The sequence below is a fragment of the Pseudomonas synxantha genome (assembly GCF_900105675.1).
Classification (GTDB): domain Bacteria; phylum Pseudomonadota; class Gammaproteobacteria; order Pseudomonadales; family Pseudomonadaceae; genus Aquipseudomonas; species Aquipseudomonas synxantha.
In genome coordinates, this window is sequence record NZ_LT629786.1 from 2,995,957 (window position 1) to 3,014,548 (window position 18,592).

Here is an 18,592-nt window from a genome sequence, read left to right on the forward strand (position 1 = left end):
GCATGACCGCCGGGCAAACCTGGTCACCAGGTCAGGTAAAACATCCCTTTGGCCAGCAGCACGATGACGATCATGTGGCAGAACAGGCTGGCATGGATGAAATGCAGGTATCGAGCAGACATCCGGTCACTTCTGAACAGATACATGGCGGCCAGGAAGTGCAGCAGCACGCTGACGGCGACTGCGATCTTCAACATCAACAATGTACCGAACGATGAGGCCAGTGGTGTGGCAAGGGTCGGCAAATAGCGCAACCAGACCATCCCCGCCCCGGCCCCAAACAACACTAGCAAAACCCATGGAACCAGGGTGCGCGCGCGTCGACCGATACCCTGTTCGACCAACAGCATGACCTTGACCGGCAGCTGTTTACGAATACTTTCCAGGAACAGGACTTCGAAGAACACCGTGCCAATGAAAATCAGCGCGGCAAACAGATGCAACGTCAGAAACAGCGGATAGAGCATGGGATACTCGCTCTCATTTGAGCTGGACACGGCTGACCTACGGCGAGGCAACCGTCAAGCCCATCGTGCTTCGTCGGCGATCTTGGCCAACACCTTTGCGGTCATCCCGGGGGGATGCACAAGCAACACCACCACGCCAACATTCAGGTTCAAGCCTGCAGAGTGGGTTTGAGCAGGATACAGAGCAGGCCGACGCCTGCGATTGATATCAATCAAGTAATCCAGACAAGGCCATTGCGGTGCGCAAGCCGTCGCGTTGCAGGCTGATCTGACCACAGCGGGTGCCGTCGAGAAGCTGTTTGCCGACGCCATCAGCGCTGTAGGCAGGCCGGACATCGCCATCAACACCGTCGGCAAGGTGCTTAAGAAACCCGATATCCCAAACTCGAAGGCTGGGCGTGCGATGGTCATAGTCGCGCAGCACGCGCATACCGACCCTGACCGAAAGCGCTTTTGGATTTACCCGGTAAGGCTGCTTGCGTGAAAGTCGGCGATCTGTTGCCACATCGCGACCGGGTTGGAGTACATGGGGAAATGCCCGCAATGGGCAATTGGCGCCAAACGCACGCCCTGGGCCTGGATATGCGGCAGGTAGGACAATGAAGCGTTGTGCTCGCCGTACATGAACATGCACGGACAGGGCAGGCCGAGGAACTTACCCATCAAATCGGCGTTGTCGGAGAGCTCGACCATCGATTCGAAGATTCCGCGTACAGCGCCTGCGCGAACCTTGTGCCGCAAGCTTGCGGCGTAGAGCGCAGTGGCATAGGCCGGGGCGTGACGGGCGCGCTCGATGAAAGCGGTGAAAAATACGTCGGGATCGTCCGCCGGGTAATCGACGATCTGCCGACTGAGGAAGCAGTCTTCCGGGGCAATGTTACCTTCGATATCAACGAAGCTGAGCACCCGTTCCGGGCATTGATGAGCCAGCATCAGCGCGGTCAACCCGCCCATGGAATGACCGACCAGATGAAAGCGTTCGATACCGAAATGTTCCAGCACCTGCAGCGCGGTTTTCAGCAAAAAGGGGATGGAAATCCGCGAAAGATCACTGCACTGGCTCTCTCCGCAACCCGGTGCGTCATATGCGACGAAAGGATGGCCGACGAACGCGGCCTGCCGCACGATGTCGGCGTAGTCTTCCTTGGTCGAGCCAAACCCATGCAGGAACACGATCGGCGCCCGGACACCATCGCGATGTAGGGCGGCAACGCTCAACTGGACACCCTCTATCGTCAACGGTAGTTGCTCATGAGCAAAGGTTACTGGAGAAGGCACGTTGTTGACTCCTTGAACGAAAAAATTGCACCGGACCAGATTCACCGGCTGACAGACACGCAATTTCAGGCTTATCAAGTGGCTTGTAAATTCCTAATTAGGGAATGCTTTCATATGTCAAACCTATCGTCGCTGTTCGTGGGCAACCCTTTGGCCATTCATGCCTTGGCCCGTAACCGCGCAACCACTTCCTCGACCACAGGGTTGGGGCGGTGCGCATGCCAGGCAACTGCGGTAGTCACAACATTGAGTTTCTGGGTAAGTGGGCGAAACACAACGTTGCCCGGGGCCAGCTTTTTCAACGACGCGGGCACCAGTGCAATACCTTGGCCGTAGCTGACAAAGGCAATTTGCGAGGCGACGGAGCGCACTTCATGCAAAACTCGAGGGGAAAAGCCGCTGGTGCGGCAGGTCGCAATCAGATTGTCGAAATAGACCGGGCTGACCTTGCGAGAAAACATCACCAACGGCTCGTTGGACAAACTGGACAAACTGATTCGCGTGCGCGAAGCCAGGGGATGATCACTGGGCATCGCTACCATCAAGCGATCCTGGGTCAGCGGCAGCGAATTGATCGACGCCCCCAGGTCTCCATCCAAACGAGCGAAGGCCAGGTCGATATCGCCGGCCTCCAGCGCCGGAACGGCATCGACACTGTCGATCTCCCTCACGGATACGGTGAGGTGCGGGTAATCACTCTTCAATTGCTCGATCAAACCCGGCAAGACATCAAACATTGCCGTAGAGATCGCACCGATGGTCAACATCCCCGACTGCCCCGTCACCGCCTCCTCCACGGCCAGCTCCAGGCGCTCCAGCTGGTCGGCGAACTTGCGCACCGCCGGCAGGATCGCGGCACCGACCGGCGTCAGTTTCGCGCCGCGTCGAGAGCGATCAAACAGCTTGACCTTGAGCGCCTGTTCCAGCACCTGGATCTGCTCACTCAGCGGCGGCTGGGACATGCCCAGGCGTTTGGCGGCGCGGCCGAAATTCTGTTCCTCGGCCACGGCCAGGAACAACCAGAGGTGCCGTATCAGACGAAAGTTGATCATGATTAATCCATAGGTTGAGCGTATAGAACGCTTCTGTGATTAGTAATATACCTATCAAATTGTGTCGCTGACACTGGACGCCTCCGTTACCATAGAGGCTACCCCATGAGCGTTTTGAATTTGCTGGATCGTTTCGCAGCACTGGACACCAACACGGTCTCCGACGCACTCGACTTCCTCGGCCTGCCAGGTGCCACCGTCGGGTTACGCCCGCTGTGGAATTGCCCGAAAATCGTCGGCCGCGCCAGCACTGTCCTGCTGGCGACTAAATCCGACACCGCTTCCACTGCGCACCTGATTACCCCGGTGGTAGAGCAGATCGACAGTGACGATCGTGTGTTGGTCATCGCCGGCGGCATCGAAGGCATTTCCTGCTGGGGCGATATTCTCGCCAACGCCGCGGTCATCAAGCAGGTGCGCGGTACGGTAATCGATGGTTTCAGTCGGGACATCGATGGCAGCGCGTCGATTGGCTATCCGGTTTACGGACGCGGCGTGACCATGATCAGTGCCCGCAATCGGGTGGTTCAGATCGATGCTGCCATCACCATCAGCGTAGCCGGCGTCGATGTCAGCGAGAACGACTATGTGATCGCCGATAACTGCGGCACCGTATTCGTGCCTTCAGCCTATATCGAAAAAGTCATCGATCTTGGCGAGCGGATTGCCCGCCGCCAGGACGGCATGGTCGAGGCCGTTCGCAGCGGCCGCTCGGTCGCCGAAGTGATGCATGACACCCAATTCGAAGCGATCCACGTAGAGCGCGCCTGATGAATCTTGAAGACAAAGCACTGATCGCCTTGTTTGATGGCCTGGACACCCCTGGCGTCTCCGATGCGCTGGATAAGCTCGGCCTGCCCGGCCAATGCCTTGGCGTGGCACCACTGGACAATTACCGCCACGTCATCGTCGGGCCGGCGTTCACCGTGCAGTACGTCCCGGCCAGTGTCCCGCCGGGCACGGTGGGTGATTTCATCGAAGACGTCGCGCCCGGCGACGTGGTGGTCATCGACAACGGCGGCCGTACCGATTGTACCGTCTGGGGTGACATCATGACCCAGTACGCCGGTACCCGGCATATCGCGGCCACCGTCATCGACGGTGTGTGCCGTGACGTCAACAAAGCCCTAGACGATGGCTACCCGATCTTCAGCAAAGGCCGCTTCATGCGCACCGGCAAAGACCGGGTGCAGGTGCAGTCGGTCAACCAACCGGTGTCCGTTGGTACAGCCCGAGTCTGTGCCCGCGATATCGTGGTGGCCGACGCCAACGGCGTAGTGATCGTGCCTCGCGGCCGTGCGCCGGAAGTGGCGGCATGTGCTCGTCAAATCGAATCAGTCGAAGCCGACATTCGCGCCCTGATCGCTCAAGGAAAAACCCTTAAACAAGCCCGGGATGCGCTGGGTTACCACAGCCTGCAGAGGAAAGTCTGATGACCACGCTCCCCCTTCCCCCGAATTTTCAAGAACAGGCAAAAGTATCGGGCGGCTCCACTCTGGAGTTGATGAACCTCACCGACTGGAGGCCCCGGGCATGAACACCGACTTTCAGCGACTGAACCAACGCCTGGCGAATGCGCAGCCTTCGGCGACTTATCGGATCATGGATCGAGTGGCCGAGCGCCGGGGTCAAGGAGCGAAGATCATCTCGCTGTGCGCCGGCGAACCGGATTTCGATACCCCCAGACATGTGCGTGAGGCAGCCATTCACGCCATCGAGCATGGCCATACCCGCTACACCCAGGTTTCCGGTGTACGTTCATTGCGCGAAGCGGTGGCGGCCAAGTTCCGTCGCGAAAACGGTCTGGACGTAAGCTGGCAAGACACGCTGGTGTGCAACGGTGGCAAACAGGTGATCTACAACGCCCTGGCCGCTACTCTCAACGAGGGCGACCAGGTCATCGTAGCAGCGCCATACTGGGTCAGTTACCCGGAAATGGTGCAACTGTGCGGCGGCGAAGCGCGGATCGTTACCTGCGATGCCGTTACCGGTTTCAAACTGACGCCCGCGGCACTGGCCGTCGCGATCACCCCGCAGACCCGTTGGTTGATCCTCAACTCTCCGTCCAATCCGACAGGCGCGGTGTACAACGAGACGGAGCTTCGTGCCTTGGCGGCAGTGCTGCTGGAGCATCCCCACGTTCTGATCCTGGCCGATGATATCTATGAACACCTGATTTTCGACGATCAGGCGTTCTACACCCTGGCCCAGGTGGAGCCACGACTGGCACCACGAACCCTGACCATGAACGGTGTGTCCAAAGCCTACGCCATGACTGGCTGGCGCATCGGCTTTGCCACGGGGCCGCGCTGGTTGCTGGAGGCCATGGAAAAACTGCAAGGCCAACAGACCTCGGGCGCCAGCTCGGTTTCGCAGCAAGCCGCGCTCGCCGCGCTGGAGGGGCCGAAAGACTTTATCCGCGAAAGCCGTGCTGCTTTTCAGAGCCGTCGCGACTTGATGGTGGCGCTGCTGAACGACACGCCAGGGCTGGAATGTGTAACCCCGGCGGGGGCGTTCTATGCGTTCGCCTCTTGCGCGGGCCTGATCGGCCGCATCTCGCCCGCCGGGCGAGTGCTGCACACCGACGAAGATGTCGCCCATGCGTTGCTCGACGAAGCGGACGTGGCAGTGGTGCATGGCAGTGCGTTTGGCCTTGGCCCCTACATTCGTATTGCCTATGCACTGGACGACGCCTCATTGCGCCAAGCTTGCGAGGCTATCCGGATGTTCTGTACGTCCTTGCGTTAACGCTGATGAATGAACAAAACCCGGCCATGGCCGGGTTATGGTCGATGGAAGGAGCATGGTGGAATACCGGCCCCTCCCTACGCTTTTAACTGATTTTGATCACGACCTTGCCGAACGGACCGCGAGCCAAGTGCTCGTAGGCTTCGCGCGCTTGTGCAAACGGGTACACATGATCGATCACGGGACGGATGTGATGGGTGTTCAAGAACTCGTTCATGCGGTCGAACGAAGAGCGTGGCGCAACGGCGATACCGCGAATCGTGGTTTGGCGGAAGATCATCGGCATCAAGTTCAGCGCAGCAGTCTGGCCTGTCAGGAAACCGATCTGAGCAATACGGCCACCCACTTTGGTTGCTTGAACAGAATCGTTGACACCGTCGCCGCCGGCCACTTCCAGCAACAGGTCAACGCCTTTGCCGTCGGTAAGCTTGAGGACCTCGGCAGCCCAATCCGGCGTCTTGCGGTAGTTCACACCCGCGATCGCACCCAGCTTGATGACGGCTTCAAGGTTTTCGTCGCGGCTCGAAGTAACGATGACCTTGGCGCCCAGTGCCATGGCAATCTGCGCGGCGAAGATCGATACACCGCCCGTGCCCTGTACCAGTACGGTCTGGCCTACTTCGATCTGGCCGAAATCCACCAGCGAATACCAGGCAGTCAATGCTGCGATTGGAAGGGTCGACGCTTCTTCATCACTCATATCGTCAGGCGCCCTAACTGCGCTGTCTTCATGGATGATCATGAACTCAGCCAGGCCGCCAGGCAGGGGTGAGCCGAAGCAGTAATCGGGCTCGTCATGGGCTGGCATGCCATCGATCCAGCGCGAGTACAGATGGGAGTTGACGCGGTCGCCGACAGCGAAGCGGCTGACGCCCTCGCCCACTGCCACGACGGTGCCGGCCGCGTCGCTTACCGGAATCAGCGGCTTGGGAACCATATGGGGCTCGTAGATACCATCAACGATGGCTTTATCGCGGAAGTTGAGAGACACGGCACCGACCTTGACCAGCAGCTCGCCTGCCTTGGGCGTTGGGGTTTCAGTATCTCCCTGTTGCAGGTTATCCAGGCCAAAATCTTTCAGAAGCCACGCTTTCATTTTTTCTCTCCATTCGAAGTGGACGCCAGACGGTCGGTTCGACAGCCTGTTTACCCAGAGCATTGTTTCGCTTGGAGCGATTCGGATAAATGTTCAACGATGTACAAGATTGTTACCCTTCCAGGTAACAAACCCACCCTGCTATCACACTTGGAGACTCGAATGGAGCTCTTACAGTCAATGCGCGTGTTCGTCCGACTCGCCGAATCAGGCAGCTTTACCAAGGTGGCAGAGGCTACACAAACAGGGCGCCCCTACATCACCAGATCGATTCAGGAGTTAGAGGCTTCTCTGGGCGTGCGCTTGTTCCAACGCACCACCCGCAAGGTCAATTTAACGGCCGAAGGGGAGAGATTTTACGAGCGGGTCAAATGCATTTTGGCTGACATTTCGAACACCACTTCGATGTTCGATTCCAGCGGAGCCATGTTGCAAGGCCGACTGCGTGTCGACATCCCCAGCGCTTTTTCACAGCGAAGCTTTATCGAAAGCCTGAAAACGTTTACCGCAGCGTTCCCTGACATCGAACTCGTCGTGGGCGTTACTGACAGGACAGTCGACCTTGTTGCAGAAGGCGTTGACTGCGTATTGCGAATTGGCGAACTGCCTGACTCAAGCATGGTGGCTCGTCAAATTGGAACAGTGGAAATGGTCACCTGCGCCTCGCCAGCCTATCTAGAGGAATGGGGAGAACCCAAGACACTGAACGAGCTGGTCAACCACAGAGGCGTCAACTTCCTCTCAGGGCAAAGCAACAGGCCGCTTTCCTGGTCTTTTCGAGGTAAAGGAGCCGATCAGCCTTATACCTGTCGCGGCACCATCACCGTCAACGAATCGAATGCTTACGTCCACTGCGCCGTGGCGGGCTTCGGCATCATTCAAGCACCGGGCATCACCGTCGACGCGTCGCTGGCCAGTGGCGAGCTTAGGGAAGTACTGCGACTTTACCGACCCACGCGACGCAAGGTTTCGGTACTGTATCCCAGCAGGACGCACCTCGCGCCACAGGTGCATGCGTTTGCAGATTGGCTACGCGAACACTTCCCAGCGCTTCATCCAGCGTGGTTCAAGGCTGAGTAATGGGTGATACAGTTGAACCAGCGAATCGATCCGGCCAAAAGCTCCGTCTGGCGAGGGCTCGATACCGAGTACAGGCGTCGAAAGAAACCGCTTGTTCATCCTGCTTGCTCAGTGTGCAAGCCCGGCCTTTTCAAGCACCTTGTCCAACCATGATTGGTCAATCACGCCGGATGCGATCTCGGCCTTTACCTCTTCTTCATGGGCCTCATGAGCACGTGCCTTGACCAACACCTCTTCTGCGTCATCCTGAGAAAACGCAACAAACCCGTCTTCATCGCCGACGATAATGTCGCCTGGGTTGATGAGCATTCCTCCAATGGACACGGGAACGTTGATCTCGCCTGGACCGCTTTTATAGGGACCACAATGCACCACACTTCGGGCGTAGCAAGGAGTGTCTTCGAAACTTGCGACGTCACGAATTGCACCGTCCACAATGAAGCCAACGCATCCACGTTTCTGAGCATACAGCTTGATCAGCTCGCCAATCACTGCGTTATGGGTATCGCCCTGAGCATCAATTACAAGCACGTGGCCCTCTTCAAGTAACGTCAGTGCTTTATAAATGTAAAGGTTGTCACCTGGCCGGGTCTTGACCGTCAATGCAGTACCGACAAGCTTTCCCGTACGGTTGTAGCGGTTCAAGCCTCTGGCACCTATGTGTCGCCCCATGTTGTCGCTGATATGAGGCGTTACAACCCGGCGGAAGGCGTCGATAAGATCCGCTGACGCGAGAGGTGGGGATGTAAGGATGCGAGAACCTGGGAAAGACATGATGACCTCCTGAACATAATTAAGCCCTGCTGGGTTGAAGTCATGTTAAGGAAATAAAAACGTTACTTTTAGCGATATTTAGTCATGCAAACCCATCACTTTTACTCATTATCTCCCAAAGAGGAATCCAGGATGAGGTGGCTGAAGTCACAACATTGTCGAGCAAGGTGTGCGATCTCAAGACTCAATCCTTGCAGGCGATCGGCGCGATGCACAGCTGCGTAGCGAATGTGTGGCAAGGGCGGTTGTGTGTGGATGATTTTCAGACGACCTTGTTTGATGATGGAAGCAAGGCAATTTTTTGGTAGATAACTGATACCCACCCCTGAAATGGTTAGCCCCACTTGAGCCACAAGATAATTACTGGTCAATGTTCTATTCAATCGAACATCGTGCTCGGCCAGCCAGCGCTCGTAAATGAGCCCGGTACCCGAACTACCGCCTTGAGTCAACACGGTGTAAGACGCCAACGACTGCAATTGCATTGGTTCGTTTTCCTGATAAAGGTCCGGAGCGCTCATCCAGACGTTCTCAACCGCGTCGAGTTGGGTGCTGGCAAAACGTGCATCACTGAATATCTCTGGCACGATGATCAAGTCCAGCTGATCGTTTTCCAGCTTTTTGAACAACTCGGAGCTCAGTTCAATGGAGGGCTCCAATGCCACTTTTGGATACGCCGCGCGGATCTTCTCGACAAGCGATGGTAGCCACGTCAAGGCCGTCAGCTCAGTGACCCCTAATCGATATCGCCTGACCAGTGCCTCTTTGGAGCTAATTCGATCCAATAAGTAGTCTCGCTGCCGCAGCATCTCAACTGCACATTCGAACAACTCCTCGCCCTTGGGCGTCAGTCGAGCGTTGCGTTTGGAACGGTCGAAAATGGGCACGTCGAAAGCGTCCTCCAGCTCCTGAACACGCTTTGATATGGCTGACTGGGACATACTGAGCTTGATGGATGCGGCCTCGAAGCTCCCCAGCTCAACGATCCAGTAGATTGCTTCAAGCTGTTTGAGCGTAATCATTCTGACACCTACCTGAAAATAATTACCCGATTATTACTTCAACTCATCGCTAATAGTAAATCTATACCCTGGCTGCTTATCCGTAATCGAGGTGTATGACGACTAGCCCAGCGTCCAGGCACAATCAAAACATAACTTAAAGAGATGATTTACAATGAGTATTTGTCGCTTTTATTGATTGTTTGCCCACTCTAAATTAAGTGCGAATACCTACAACAATAAGGTCGCACCATGGCTATCTCGCAGTCTGCCAAGCCTATTGCTCGCAGCAGCTACCGCTGGGCTGTAGCAGGTTTGATTTTCATCATCTACACCATCGCGGCAGCAGACAGGGCCAACCTGGGCGTCGCGATGCCATTCATCCGTAAAGAATTCGACATGAGTAACGCAGAGGCAGGCGGCCTTATGAGCCTTTTCCTCCTCGCTTACGCACTGGCGCAAATCCCGGCGGGATTTGCCTTTGCCCGCATAGGCGTCAGCAAAATACTGCCGGGGGCAATGATCCTGACCTCGATTCTGACAGGGCTTGTGGGCACTGCCGGATCACTTCTGATGCTGAAAATCTACCGGTTTGGCTTGGGGCTTGCCGAAGGCCCATTGCCGATCAGCATGACCTCGACCATCAACAACTGGTTCCCCGCGAAAGAGAAAGGTATTGCCTCTGGCATCTTCCTATCTGCAGTCAAGTTTGGCCCAGTCATTGTTCCTCCCCTCTGCGCGATCATCATCTCGGTATGGGGGTGGCGAGAGATTTTCATATTCTTCGCCGTGCCCGGCATCATCCTGTCGCTCGTTTGGTATTTCCTGGTTGCTGATCACCCGTCGAAAAGTCGCTTCGTTAACAAGGCTGAACTTGAGTACATACTTGAGCAGTCCGACCCCATGCAGGCGAATGCAACCGACTTGAGCAAGCCCTCTGCAAATTGGCTGAATACACTGGACAGAATCATTAAACGTCGGGCGGTGCCCGCGCTCACTTCAAACGGTCAGGTTTTCAAATCCTGGAATATTTGGGGATGTGCGACCAGCTATTGCTTCCAATTAGGTGTTTCCAGTGTGCTTTTGACTTGGATTCCCACCTACCTCGTTACGGTAAAGAACTTTTCCATCATGAATATGGGGCTCGTTTCAGCAGCGCCATGGGTGGGAGCGGTACTGGGCAACCTGCTTGGCGGTTACTTCTCTGACCGTTTCCTGGGTGGGCGCCGCAAGCCTGGCATGCTGCTGTCCGCGATCGGTACGTCGCTGATGATGTACCTGCTGATCAACTCACCCGCAGAGCCTCTGTCTTACGGGCTGCTGCTGATGCTGACGGGTGTTGTCTTGAGCCTGGGTTTTTCATCCTACATGTCCTACCCGATGGGGTTGGCGTCCAAAGCCAGCTTTCCGATCGCCAACGCGATCGTGAACATGGTTGGGCAGCTGGGTGCTGCGGCGACCCCCTTTTTAACCGGCCTTCTGCTGGACAGCTATGGCTGGAACTATGTCTTCATCTTCCTTGCAATCGGTTCCTTCACAAGCTTCATCCTCTTGCTAAGCATTGCCGAGCCCATCCCTGGCAAGCAGCGGGGTTAGCGGCGGTCACCGTCAGTTGAACCTGGCGGCAAGGCTACTTCCTCACTCAGATGCCCTGGACAAACTCGAACTGCCGGGCCAATGCTTCGCGGTGATGCCGCTGGGTAACTCCAAGGTCGTCATAGGCCCAGCGTTTACGGCGACTTCATCGAAGACGTTGCGCCAGGCGACATTGTGGTTATCGACAATAATGGCCGTACCGACTGCATAGTATGGGGTGACATCATGACCCAATACGCAGGTGCCAGAAGCATCGGCATTGCGGATGCCAACGGCGTACTCGTTGTCGCGCGTGACAAAGCACGCGAAGTAGCCGAATGCGCACATAACATCGAGAAGGTTGAAGCTGATATTCGCCCCTGAGCGCTGAAGGAAAAACCCTGAAGGAAGCGAGAAGCCTGCTGGGTTATCACACGCTGCAGCGCAAGTCATAGAGCGTAGCGCGCCCTACGGACCATTTATCGCCGAGTAAAAATTTGATAGCTTCAGTTCTCGCTTCATCTGCCGCTATTGCTATATCGATTTGTCGCCGTCCGTAACGTGCCTTATCTTGCAAACTGTCAAAGGCAATCCGGCAGGTAGACAACTCTTGAGTGAATACCTGCTGCGAGTCTCCGGGGGGGCTCGCTGGCAATGTCGCGGCAATGACCTGGCGAAACACCATAAGAGAACCTGGCGAATGGACAATGGACAATACGAAAGGCGGGCAGCGACGGCGGCGTCCGACTCATTGCCGCATATTCTGCTGATCGACGATGTTCCTGAAGATATCCGTGCCACACTCGTTCTGCTAAAGACCCAGCCTTGGCGCCTTTCGCTGGCCAGCGACGCCCATCAGGGCTATCAACGGGCACTGAGCCTGCGCCCGGATCTGATCGTTCTGGATGTTCACATGCCCCAGATGGATGGCTTCAGCCTGTGCAGGCTATTACGCGAGGCACCGGCCACCCGGCATACCCCGATCCTGTTTCTGTCGTCGGCCAATACGCCACTGGAGCGCCTCGAGGGGCTGGCGGTCGGCGCGGTCGACTACATTCCCAAGTCCTACGACCCCGAAGAAGTACTGGCACGCATCAAGATTCACCTGCAATTGACTTGGCGAGCGCCGCCGGCCATTCAGGACGGCCCGGTCGATCCGCAACCACAAGGTGATGAAATCGTGCTGAGGGCGGCGATGCGATTGATTGAAAACCAGCTGGACGATATACCCTCCCTGCCCTGGCTGGCCCAAAAAGTCGGCACCCATGAAAAACGTCTCACCGCGATCTTCCGTGAGCACCTGGGGCTGACCGTGTTCGCCTATATACGCGATGCCCGGCTGCGTCGCGGCCAGGAACTGCTCGGCGAAAGCGCCATGAGCGTGCAAGACGTCGCCGAGCTGGTGGGCTTTCGCAATGCCTGCAACTTCGCCACCGCCTTGCGCCAGAGAATCGGCATGACGCCCAGTCAGTTTCGTCGGCAAACCCTGGGCATTGAAGATGCAGAGCTGGCCGGACGCACCTGATGCGGTTTCTACAGCTCCTGCTGCTGACGTTGGCGTTGTTATCCGCAGGCCCGCTACGCGCCGCCCCTGTGCAAAGTTGCCAGGCCGAGCAGCTGGACCTGATGCCTACGCTGCAAATTTTCGAGGATACCCAGGCCAGCCTGAGCCTGGACGAAGTGGCTGGATTGCCCGCAGCGCGTTTCAACACCCCGACCCCAGACTGGCCGCCCCAAGGCTATAGCCGCTCCGCGTTCTGGTTAAAAATGCAGCTCACCAATTCAAGCGATGCGGCCTGTTCGCGCCTGCTGGTGGTTGGGGCGCCGCGCCTGGAGGACATCCGCGTCTATCAGTCCACCGGCGGACGTTGGAGTGATGCGCATGCGGGAAGCACTCATCCCCTGGCCGAATGGCCCCAGCCACCTGCGCGCCAGCCGGCGTTCCCGATCTCACTGGCGGCGCGGGAAAGCGTCACGGTGTTCGTGCGAGTGGCGAGCAATTTCCAAATGCTGCTGGAACCGCAACTGTGGTCCGAACCGGCGCTGCTGCGCAGTCAGCAACAGACCTACCTGAGCGATGGACTCACCCTCGGCATTGTCCTGCTGGTCGTGCCTTTCGGCCTGATCGTCGGCTGGATCCTGCGCTCCCCCTTGCTGACCGTGAACGCAGGGGCGGTGCTGAGCTACATCCTGCTCACCTGCATCCTCAATGGCTACCTGGTCTATTGGCCCACCGCACTGGGCTGGACACGCGAGTTGCTGACCTGCGCCAGCGCGGTCTCGTTCGTTCTGTTTCTGGCCTACATGCGCGTGTTGCTGCAGGTGTCCCGCCTGCCCCGCATCATTGGCTGGAGCTATTGGGTGCCGCTGTCGGGCTGTATCCTCGGCCGACTCTGGTGGCTGAAAGTCGATGCCGTCCAGGGTGCGCAGCTGGTCCAGGTATCGCTGATGAGCTTCTACGCAGTGCTGCTCGCGACATTATTCATGGCCTGGCGCCGGCGCCTGAGCTACAGCTGGATGGCCTGGCTGGTGCCAGCGCTCTTGCTGGGCCAATTGCTGATGCGGATTTTCTTCCCTCAGGAACAACTGCCCTGGCAGTCTGCGCAAAGCAAATACAGCTTATCGTCTACGTTGGCAGGCGTCGCGTTGCTGGTGTGCACCCTGATCATGGAAGTGGTCCGCAGCCGCGACCGCGAAAAGCACGCGCTGTCCAGCCTCGAACAACAGCGCCAGGCCGAGCACGAACGTCTGGAAAGCACCGTGGCACTGCGCACCGCGCAGTTGCGCGACTCCCTGGCGGCTCGCAGTGCGCTAATGGCGCGGATCAGCCACGACCTGCGCTCGCCGCTGGTACGCATTATCGACTACGCGCGCCTGTTGCACGGCGGGCCAAACCGCGATTACCCAGCCACGATCGAACGCAATGCCCGCCAGCAGCTGGAGCTGATCGATGAGATGCTCGAATTCTCCCGTGGCGAGCTGGAACAAATGCAACTGGCCCTCGCGCCGGGGTATTTGTACGGTTTCCTCAAGGAGATCGCCGACGAGGCCGGCTTTCTCGCGGCGCGTCAGGGCAACAGCTTCGAAGCGGTGCTTGCCGATGACCTGCCGCCTCTGGTCGAGGCCGACTTCAAACGTCTTCGACAAATTCTCATGAACCTGCTGGCTAACGCGGCAAAATTCACCCACAACGGCCAGATCCGTTTCGAAGTGAGCGGTTACCCGGGGGCAACCGCCGATGGCGTGGAATTGCGCTTCAGCGTGATCGACACCGGCATCGGCGTTGATCCGCAAGAGTTCGAACAACTGCTGCAACCCTTCCGCCGCGGCCGCAATGCGCAGCGCTACGACGGCAGCGGGCTGGGCTTGTCGATCGTCACCCAACTGCTGGAGCGCATGGACAGCCGGCTCGAGCCCCAGGCCACCGAGCAAGGCGGCAGCCACTTTAGTTTTCGCCTGCAACTCAGATGCGCTGAGGAGCATGACCTGGAACTCGGCCTCGTCGACAACAACGCCACGCCGCTCGATGGCCAGGGCAAGCACGTTCTGCTGGTCGATGACGTCGAGCAGAACAGCGAATGGCTTTATGACCTGCTGGCCGGCTACGGTTTTGACGTGAGCATGGCGGCGAACGGCGAAGACGCCTTGGCCTGCCTGGCCGGACAATCGGTCGACCTGCTGATCAGCGACCAGATGATGCCCGGCATGGACGGCTGGGAACTGTTGCGGCAGGTGCGCGAGCGCTGGGGCCACTTGCCGGTGATGCTGTATTCCGCGGTCCCGCCACGCAGGCCGCAGGATTATCCAGACAATCTGGTATTCGATGCAGTACTGCTCAAGCCCGTCGACAGCCGAGAATTGCTGGCTTGGGTCAAGATGCTGGCCTGCACGGATACAGTGCGCCGCGCAATGGCTCGGGAGTTCTAGCATGCCGGGCTCGGGTTATCGGCTGCTCTTGCTTTGCCTTGCGGCTTGGCCCTGGGCGTCGGTGAATGCCGGACAACAGGCGCCCAGCACCCTCACGCTCGACGACACGACCGTCACCGCCCGACGCCGCGAGGAAGCCCCACAAGACGTGCCGATTCCGATGAGCGTGCTTCACGGCGAGCAACTGGACGAGGCCGGCCTGCATCGGCTTCAGGACATCCAACAACGAGTGCCCGGCCTGGTGGTGTCCGGTCACGATGCACGTTTCGCCGGGTTCGGCCTGCGCGGCTTCGGCGCCACTGCCTACAACGATGGCCTGGAAGGCAGCGTTGGCACCTACGTCGATGGCGTTTACCAGGCGCGCCAGGGCATGGCCTTCACTGAATTGATGGACATCGAGCGCCTCGAAATTCTGCGCGGGCCACAGGGCACCCTGTTCGGCAAGAACACCACGGCCGGGGCGTTGAACATCATCACCCAACAGCCGACCTTTCAACCCGAAGCCAACTTCGAAGCACGCTACGGCGAGCACGGTTTGCGGGAATATCGCGGGGCGATTTCCGGCCCCCTGCAGGACGACGTACTGGCCGGGCGCCTGAACGTCTTCAACAGTTCGGTCGATGGTTCAGTGGACAATCTGCAAGATGGCACCCGCCTCGGCGACGCCGACAGCCAGGGCCTGCGTGGGCAATTATTATGGACGCCGAACCCGGACTTCAGCGCGCGCCTGATCGCCGACCATGCCGAGCAAAACGAGGCCGGCAACGTGCTGCTGGTCAATCACTACAGCGCCCAGACTCGCCAGCGCGCCAAGTTCCTCGGCTATCCGCTGGCTGAACCCGCCCCTTACAAGCGCGAGACCCGCATTGACGCGCCGGGGCGTCCGCATACCTTGCAGAGCGGTGTCTCACTGGAGTTGAACTGGGACCTCGACGCGGCGCTGCGCTTGACCAGCATCACCGCCTACCGCGACTGGGACTACCGCGCCGCTCGCGACGGCGACAGCACTGCGCTGTCGGTGGCCGAGTCCGAAACCGAGCTGGGTCACCGCCAGTTCAGCCAGGAATGGCGCCTGTCCGGCACCGCCGGCTCGTCCATCGACTATGTCGCCGGGCTCTATTATTTGCGTCAGCAGCTCGACCGCAAGATCGACGTCGAATTCGGCAAGGACGCCGCGCCCTGGTTCGTCGGCGATCAACTGGAGCCGCTGAAAAAACTCTACGGCATCAACTTCACCGATCCCAAGCAGGTGCCGGCCTTGCTGCTCGAAGGCGCCCAACAACGTTACGACGGCGAGCAAAGGGGCGACAGTCGGGCCATTTTCGGACAGCTTTCCTGGCGCCCGATTGACGCGCTGGAACTCACCGGCGGCCTGCGCTACAGCCAGGATCGCAAAGACGGCTGGGTCTCCCGCGACGTCAGCAATCTCGCCCCGCTAAATGGCTTGCCCGCGGTTTTCCAGGCGGGCGGCCAATTGCTGCGCGGCATCGCCCTGGGCGGTGGTTATTACCGTGAAGATGCGATTGAAGAGCACAACGTCTCAAGTTTGCTCAGTGCCAGCTACCGCTTCAACGATGCCGTGATGGGCTATATCAGCGGGTCGCGGGGCTACAAGGCCGGCGGCATCAATTTCGATGTGGTTGGCCCGTTCACCGCGCCCACTTTCGAGCCGGAGCGTGCCACCTCCCTGGAACTGGGCATTAAAACGCGCTTCTGGGACGAGCGCGCGATGCTCGACCTCGCCGTCTACCAGACCGACGTGGATAACTACCAAGCGCTGACCTATAGCCCGCCGACATCGCTGTTCGCCCCCCCGCTGCGCGACAACCTGATCAACGTCGGCAAAGTCCGCCTGCGCGGCATCGAACTGGATTCCGCCTGGCAACTGCAGCCCCAACTCACCTGGCGCCTGGGCCTGGCCTGGAGCGATGCGCGCTACCGCAGCTTCCCCAACGCACCATGCCCACCCGCCTCGGGCCAATGGACCTGCGACCTCAGTGGTGATCGCCTCTACAACGCGCCGCAATGGAACCTCAGCAGCGGCCTCGACCACAGCCACCCGCTGGCGCATGGGCTGGAAGCCTACAGCGGCATCGATTACAGCTTCAGGTCCGGCTACTACGGCACCCTCGAAGGCGGCGAAGGCAGCTATCAACCCAGTTATGGCCTCACCCATCTGCGCCTGGGCCTGCGCAGCCAGGACCGTGCCTGGGAGGTGGAAGGCTGGGTGCGCAACCTCTTCGATCGCCACTACATCACCGCCGTGTATTCACTGCTCGGCGCCGGTGACTACGGCGTCATGACCGGCAGCGAACGCACCCTCGGCACCACCGTCAGGCTTCGCTATTGAGCGAAATGAACCGCGTCGGACAAAACGCCAAACGGTTACCGCCGGCCTTTTTCGACAGGTACATGGCCTGATCCGCCTTGCTGATCAGCCCATCGATCTCCACCCCATGCTCAGGATAAAACGCCACCCCGATACTCGCCGCAATCTCAACCGTCTGCGCGCCAATCACAATCGGGGCATTGGCCGCCTGCAGCATCCGCTTGAGCAATGGCTCGCTGTCTTCCACGGCCTGTAAACCTACCAGCCCCGCCACAAACTCATCGCCCCCCAGCCGCGCCAGCGTATCGCCTTCACGCAACGTCGCATTGATCCGTGCCGCGACAATCTCCAGGACCCGATCGCCCCAATCATGCCCATAACTGTCGTTAAGCGCCTTGAACCCATCGAGGTCAATAAACGCGATGGCCACTTTCTGCTGATGCAGACGCGCCTTGCCCAGCGCCTGGCGCATCCGCTCGGCCAACAGCAGCCGATTGGGCAATTGCGTGAGCGCGTCATACCGGGCATCACGCTCCAGCAATTGGAGGCGCTGTTTCATCTGCGTCACATCGCTGAACAACGCTACATAGTGCTGGACATTGCCGTGACGGTCATGCACTGCACTGATGTTGATGCGGGAGGTCATCTCCCGGCCGTTCTTATGGCTGCTTTGAATCTCACCGGCCCAATGCCCGTGGAAATCCAGCGCATTCTTCATTGGCGTATAAAACGTCGCGAGCCGACGCACCAGGCGATGGGAATTCAACTCCCGCCCCAGCACTTCGTCCTGCCCGTAGCCGGTGAGCCGGGTGAACGCCTCGTTCACCGCGATAACCCGGCCGAACGGGTCGACGAGGATAATGCCGTCGCGCGCGTGGCTGAACACGGTGGCGGCCAACTCCGGGCACAGGCTGTTGAGGCGACGCTCGTAAGCGCCTTCGTCACGACGGGTCGGCCAGGTGTTGGAATCGAAGCCCTGCCGGGCCAGATAGGCGACCAGCAAAGAGAGCGATTTGTGCAGGCGGGTCAGTGCATGCGTGGCGAGCCTGGAGTTCAGGCAGTAGCGACGGATGAAGGTGCGCAGGTTCATGGTACGCGGTGCTCGGTTGCAGCGGCAGGGTTGAGTGAAGGGAGATTATCGAGGTGCAGGCCTGTCGAGGCCTTTGCGCGAACGGATGAGAGCTTTGCGGGAGGGGATGAATGGGAAAGATTTTCTGCGGTGTCAGCCGGGGCTGTCAGTCACTGGGGGAGCCTATTATGGTTTC

Annotated in this window: 15 protein-coding genes and 2 pseudogenes; 10 read left to right on the plus strand and 7 right to left on the minus strand. The window is 58.7% G+C overall.

What is annotated here, in order from left to right:
* Positions 1–23 precede the first annotated feature (23 nt).
* Positions 24–467 (minus strand): CopD family copper resistance protein, encoded by a 444-nt coding sequence (locus BLU48_RS13920; RefSeq protein ID WP_057024130.1) that lies wholly within the window; start codon positions 465–467, stop codon positions 24–26.
* Positions 468–705: 238 nt separating this feature from the next.
* Between BLU48_RS13920 and BLU48_RS13925 the strand changes: the two are divergent.
* A pseudogene (locus tag BLU48_RS13925) lies at positions 706–840 on the plus strand (SDR family oxidoreductase); the annotation flags it as partial.
* Between the two features lie 86 nt (positions 841–926).
* Here BLU48_RS13925 and BLU48_RS13930 read toward each other — a convergent pair.
* Positions 927–1,745, minus strand: a complete 819-nt coding sequence (locus BLU48_RS13930; RefSeq protein WP_057024132.1) for an alpha/beta fold hydrolase — start codon at positions 1,743–1,745, stop codon at positions 927–929.
* 158 nt (positions 1,746–1,903) lie between these two features.
* Complete coding sequence (locus BLU48_RS13935; protein ID WP_057012304.1) at positions 1,904–2,797, minus strand: LysR family transcriptional regulator; 894 nt, start codon at positions 2,795–2,797, stop codon at positions 1,904–1,906.
* A gap of 105 nt (positions 2,798–2,902) precedes the next feature.
* On the opposite strand from BLU48_RS13935, the gene BLU48_RS13940 reads away from it, so the two are divergent.
* The 3 genes from BLU48_RS13940 (at position 2,903) to BLU48_RS13950 (ending at position 5,545) form a co-directional block, all read left to right on the plus strand.
* A complete protein-coding gene (locus tag BLU48_RS13940; protein ID WP_057024133.1) occupies positions 2,903–3,568 on the plus strand; it encodes an RraA family protein in 666 nt (221 codons plus the stop codon).
* On the plus strand, positions 3,568–4,230 hold the full coding sequence (locus BLU48_RS13945) for an RraA family protein (RefSeq protein ID WP_057024134.1): 663 nt from the start codon (positions 3,568–3,570) through the stop codon (positions 4,228–4,230). Before BLU48_RS13940 ends, BLU48_RS13945 begins: the two co-directional genes overlap by 1 nt.
* A 100-nt stretch (positions 4,231–4,330) precedes the next feature.
* On the plus strand, positions 4,331–5,545 hold the full coding sequence (locus BLU48_RS13950) for a pyridoxal phosphate-dependent aminotransferase (protein WP_057024135.1): 1,215 nt from the start codon (positions 4,331–4,333) through the stop codon (positions 5,543–5,545).
* A gap of 85 nt (positions 5,546–5,630) precedes the next feature.
* On the opposite strand, the gene BLU48_RS13955 is transcribed toward BLU48_RS13950, so the two are convergent.
* Entirely contained in the window at positions 5,631–6,641 is a 1,011-nt protein-coding gene (locus tag BLU48_RS13955; protein WP_057024136.1) for a zinc-dependent alcohol dehydrogenase family protein, read from the minus strand.
* 180 nt (positions 6,642–6,821) lie between these two features.
* Here BLU48_RS13955 and BLU48_RS13960 point away from each other — a divergent pair, with 180 nt between their 5' ends.
* Positions 6,822–7,721, plus strand: coding sequence for a LysR family transcriptional regulator (locus tag BLU48_RS13960; protein ID WP_057024256.1), 900 nt, complete (start codon positions 6,822–6,824; stop codon positions 7,719–7,721).
* 108 nt (positions 7,722–7,829) lie between these two features.
* On the opposite strand, the gene BLU48_RS13965 is transcribed toward BLU48_RS13960, so the two are convergent.
* Together BLU48_RS13965 and BLU48_RS13970 are read right to left on the minus strand one after the other, a co-directional pair.
* Positions 7,830–8,495: an RraA family protein gene (locus BLU48_RS13965; protein WP_057024137.1), complete on the minus strand. Its 666-nt coding sequence runs from the start codon at positions 8,493–8,495 to the stop codon at positions 7,830–7,832.
* A 101-nt stretch (positions 8,496–8,596) separates the two neighbouring features.
* Positions 8,597–9,517 (minus strand): LysR family transcriptional regulator, encoded by a 921-nt coding sequence (locus BLU48_RS13970; RefSeq protein ID WP_057024138.1) that lies wholly within the window; start codon positions 9,515–9,517, stop codon positions 8,597–8,599.
* 231 nt (positions 9,518–9,748) lie between these two features.
* On the opposite strand from BLU48_RS13970, the gene BLU48_RS13975 reads away from it, so the two are divergent.
* The 5 genes and pseudogenes from BLU48_RS13975 (at position 9,749) to BLU48_RS13995 (ending at position 17,348) form a co-directional block, all read left to right on the plus strand.
* Positions 9,749–11,092 (plus strand): MFS transporter, encoded by a 1,344-nt coding sequence (locus BLU48_RS13975; RefSeq protein ID WP_057024139.1) that lies wholly within the window; start codon positions 9,749–9,751, stop codon positions 11,090–11,092.
* Between the two features lie 16 nt (positions 11,093–11,108).
* A pseudogene (locus BLU48_RS32290) lies at positions 11,109–11,526 on the plus strand (RraA family protein).
* Between the two features lie 245 nt (positions 11,527–11,771).
* The gene (locus tag BLU48_RS13985; protein ID WP_057024141.1) at positions 11,772–12,596 is read left to right on the plus strand and encodes a response regulator transcription factor; all 825 of its coding nucleotides are present in this window, start codon (positions 11,772–11,774) and stop codon (positions 12,594–12,596) included.
* On the plus strand, positions 12,596–14,998 hold the full coding sequence (locus tag BLU48_RS13990) for a hybrid sensor histidine kinase/response regulator (RefSeq protein ID WP_057024142.1): 2,403 nt from the start codon (positions 12,596–12,598) through the stop codon (positions 14,996–14,998). Before BLU48_RS13985 ends, BLU48_RS13990 begins: the two co-directional genes overlap by 1 nt.
* Before the next feature lies 1 nt (position 14,999).
* Entirely contained in the window at positions 15,000–17,348 is a 2,349-nt protein-coding gene (locus tag BLU48_RS13995; protein ID WP_057024143.1) for a TonB-dependent receptor, read from the plus strand.
* Here the strand turns inward: BLU48_RS13995 and BLU48_RS14000 are convergent.
* Positions 17,332–18,417 carry a sensor domain-containing diguanylate cyclase gene (locus tag BLU48_RS14000; RefSeq protein WP_057024144.1) on the minus strand — a complete coding sequence of 362 codons (1,086 nt, stop codon included), beginning with the start codon at positions 18,415–18,417 and terminating at the stop codon, positions 17,332–17,334. The two genes, BLU48_RS13995 and BLU48_RS14000, sit on opposite strands and share 17 nt — an antisense overlap.
* Positions 18,418–18,592: the final 175 nt, after the last annotated feature.

Excerpts from the sequence above, each read along its gene's own strand:
- BLU48_RS14000 (WP_057024144.1), bottom strand. The coding sequence starts at position 18,417 with ATGAACCTGCGCACCTTCATCCGTCGCTACTGCCTGAACTCCAGGCTC.
- BLU48_RS13970 (WP_057024138.1), bottom strand. The coding sequence starts at position 9,517 with ATGATTACGCTCAAACAGCTTGAAGCAATCTACTGGATCGTTGAGCTG.
- BLU48_RS13950 (WP_057024135.1), top strand. The coding sequence starts at position 4,331 with ATGAACACCGACTTTCAGCGACTGAACCAACGCCTGGCGAATGCGCAG.
- BLU48_RS13990 (WP_057024142.1), top strand. The coding sequence starts at position 12,596 with ATGCGGTTTCTACAGCTCCTGCTGCTGACGTTGGCGTTGTTATCCGCA.
- BLU48_RS13975 (WP_057024139.1), top strand. The coding sequence starts at position 9,749 with ATGGCTATCTCGCAGTCTGCCAAGCCTATTGCTCGCAGCAGCTACCGC.
- BLU48_RS13940 (WP_057024133.1), top strand. The coding sequence starts at position 2,903 with ATGAGCGTTTTGAATTTGCTGGATCGTTTCGCAGCACTGGACACCAAC.
- BLU48_RS13995 (WP_057024143.1), top strand. The coding sequence starts at position 15,000 with ATGCCGGGCTCGGGTTATCGGCTGCTCTTGCTTTGCCTTGCGGCTTGG.
- BLU48_RS13945 (WP_057024134.1), top strand. The coding sequence starts at position 3,568 with ATGAATCTTGAAGACAAAGCACTGATCGCCTTGTTTGATGGCCTGGAC.
- BLU48_RS13960 (WP_057024256.1), top strand. The coding sequence starts at position 6,822 with ATGCGCGTGTTCGTCCGACTCGCCGAATCAGGCAGCTTTACCAAGGTG.
- BLU48_RS13985 (WP_057024141.1), top strand. The coding sequence starts at position 11,772 with ATGGACAATGGACAATACGAAAGGCGGGCAGCGACGGCGGCGTCCGAC.
- BLU48_RS13955 (WP_057024136.1), bottom strand. The coding sequence starts at position 6,641 with ATGAAAGCGTGGCTTCTGAAAGATTTTGGCCTGGATAACCTGCAACAG.
- BLU48_RS13920 (WP_057024130.1), bottom strand. The coding sequence starts at position 467 with ATGCTCTATCCGCTGTTTCTGACGTTGCATCTGTTTGCCGCGCTGATT.
- BLU48_RS13965 (WP_057024137.1), bottom strand. The coding sequence starts at position 8,495 with ATGTCTTTCCCAGGTTCTCGCATCCTTACATCCCCACCTCTCGCGTCA.
- BLU48_RS13935 (WP_057012304.1), bottom strand. The coding sequence starts at position 2,797 with ATGATCAACTTTCGTCTGATACGGCACCTCTGGTTGTTCCTGGCCGTG.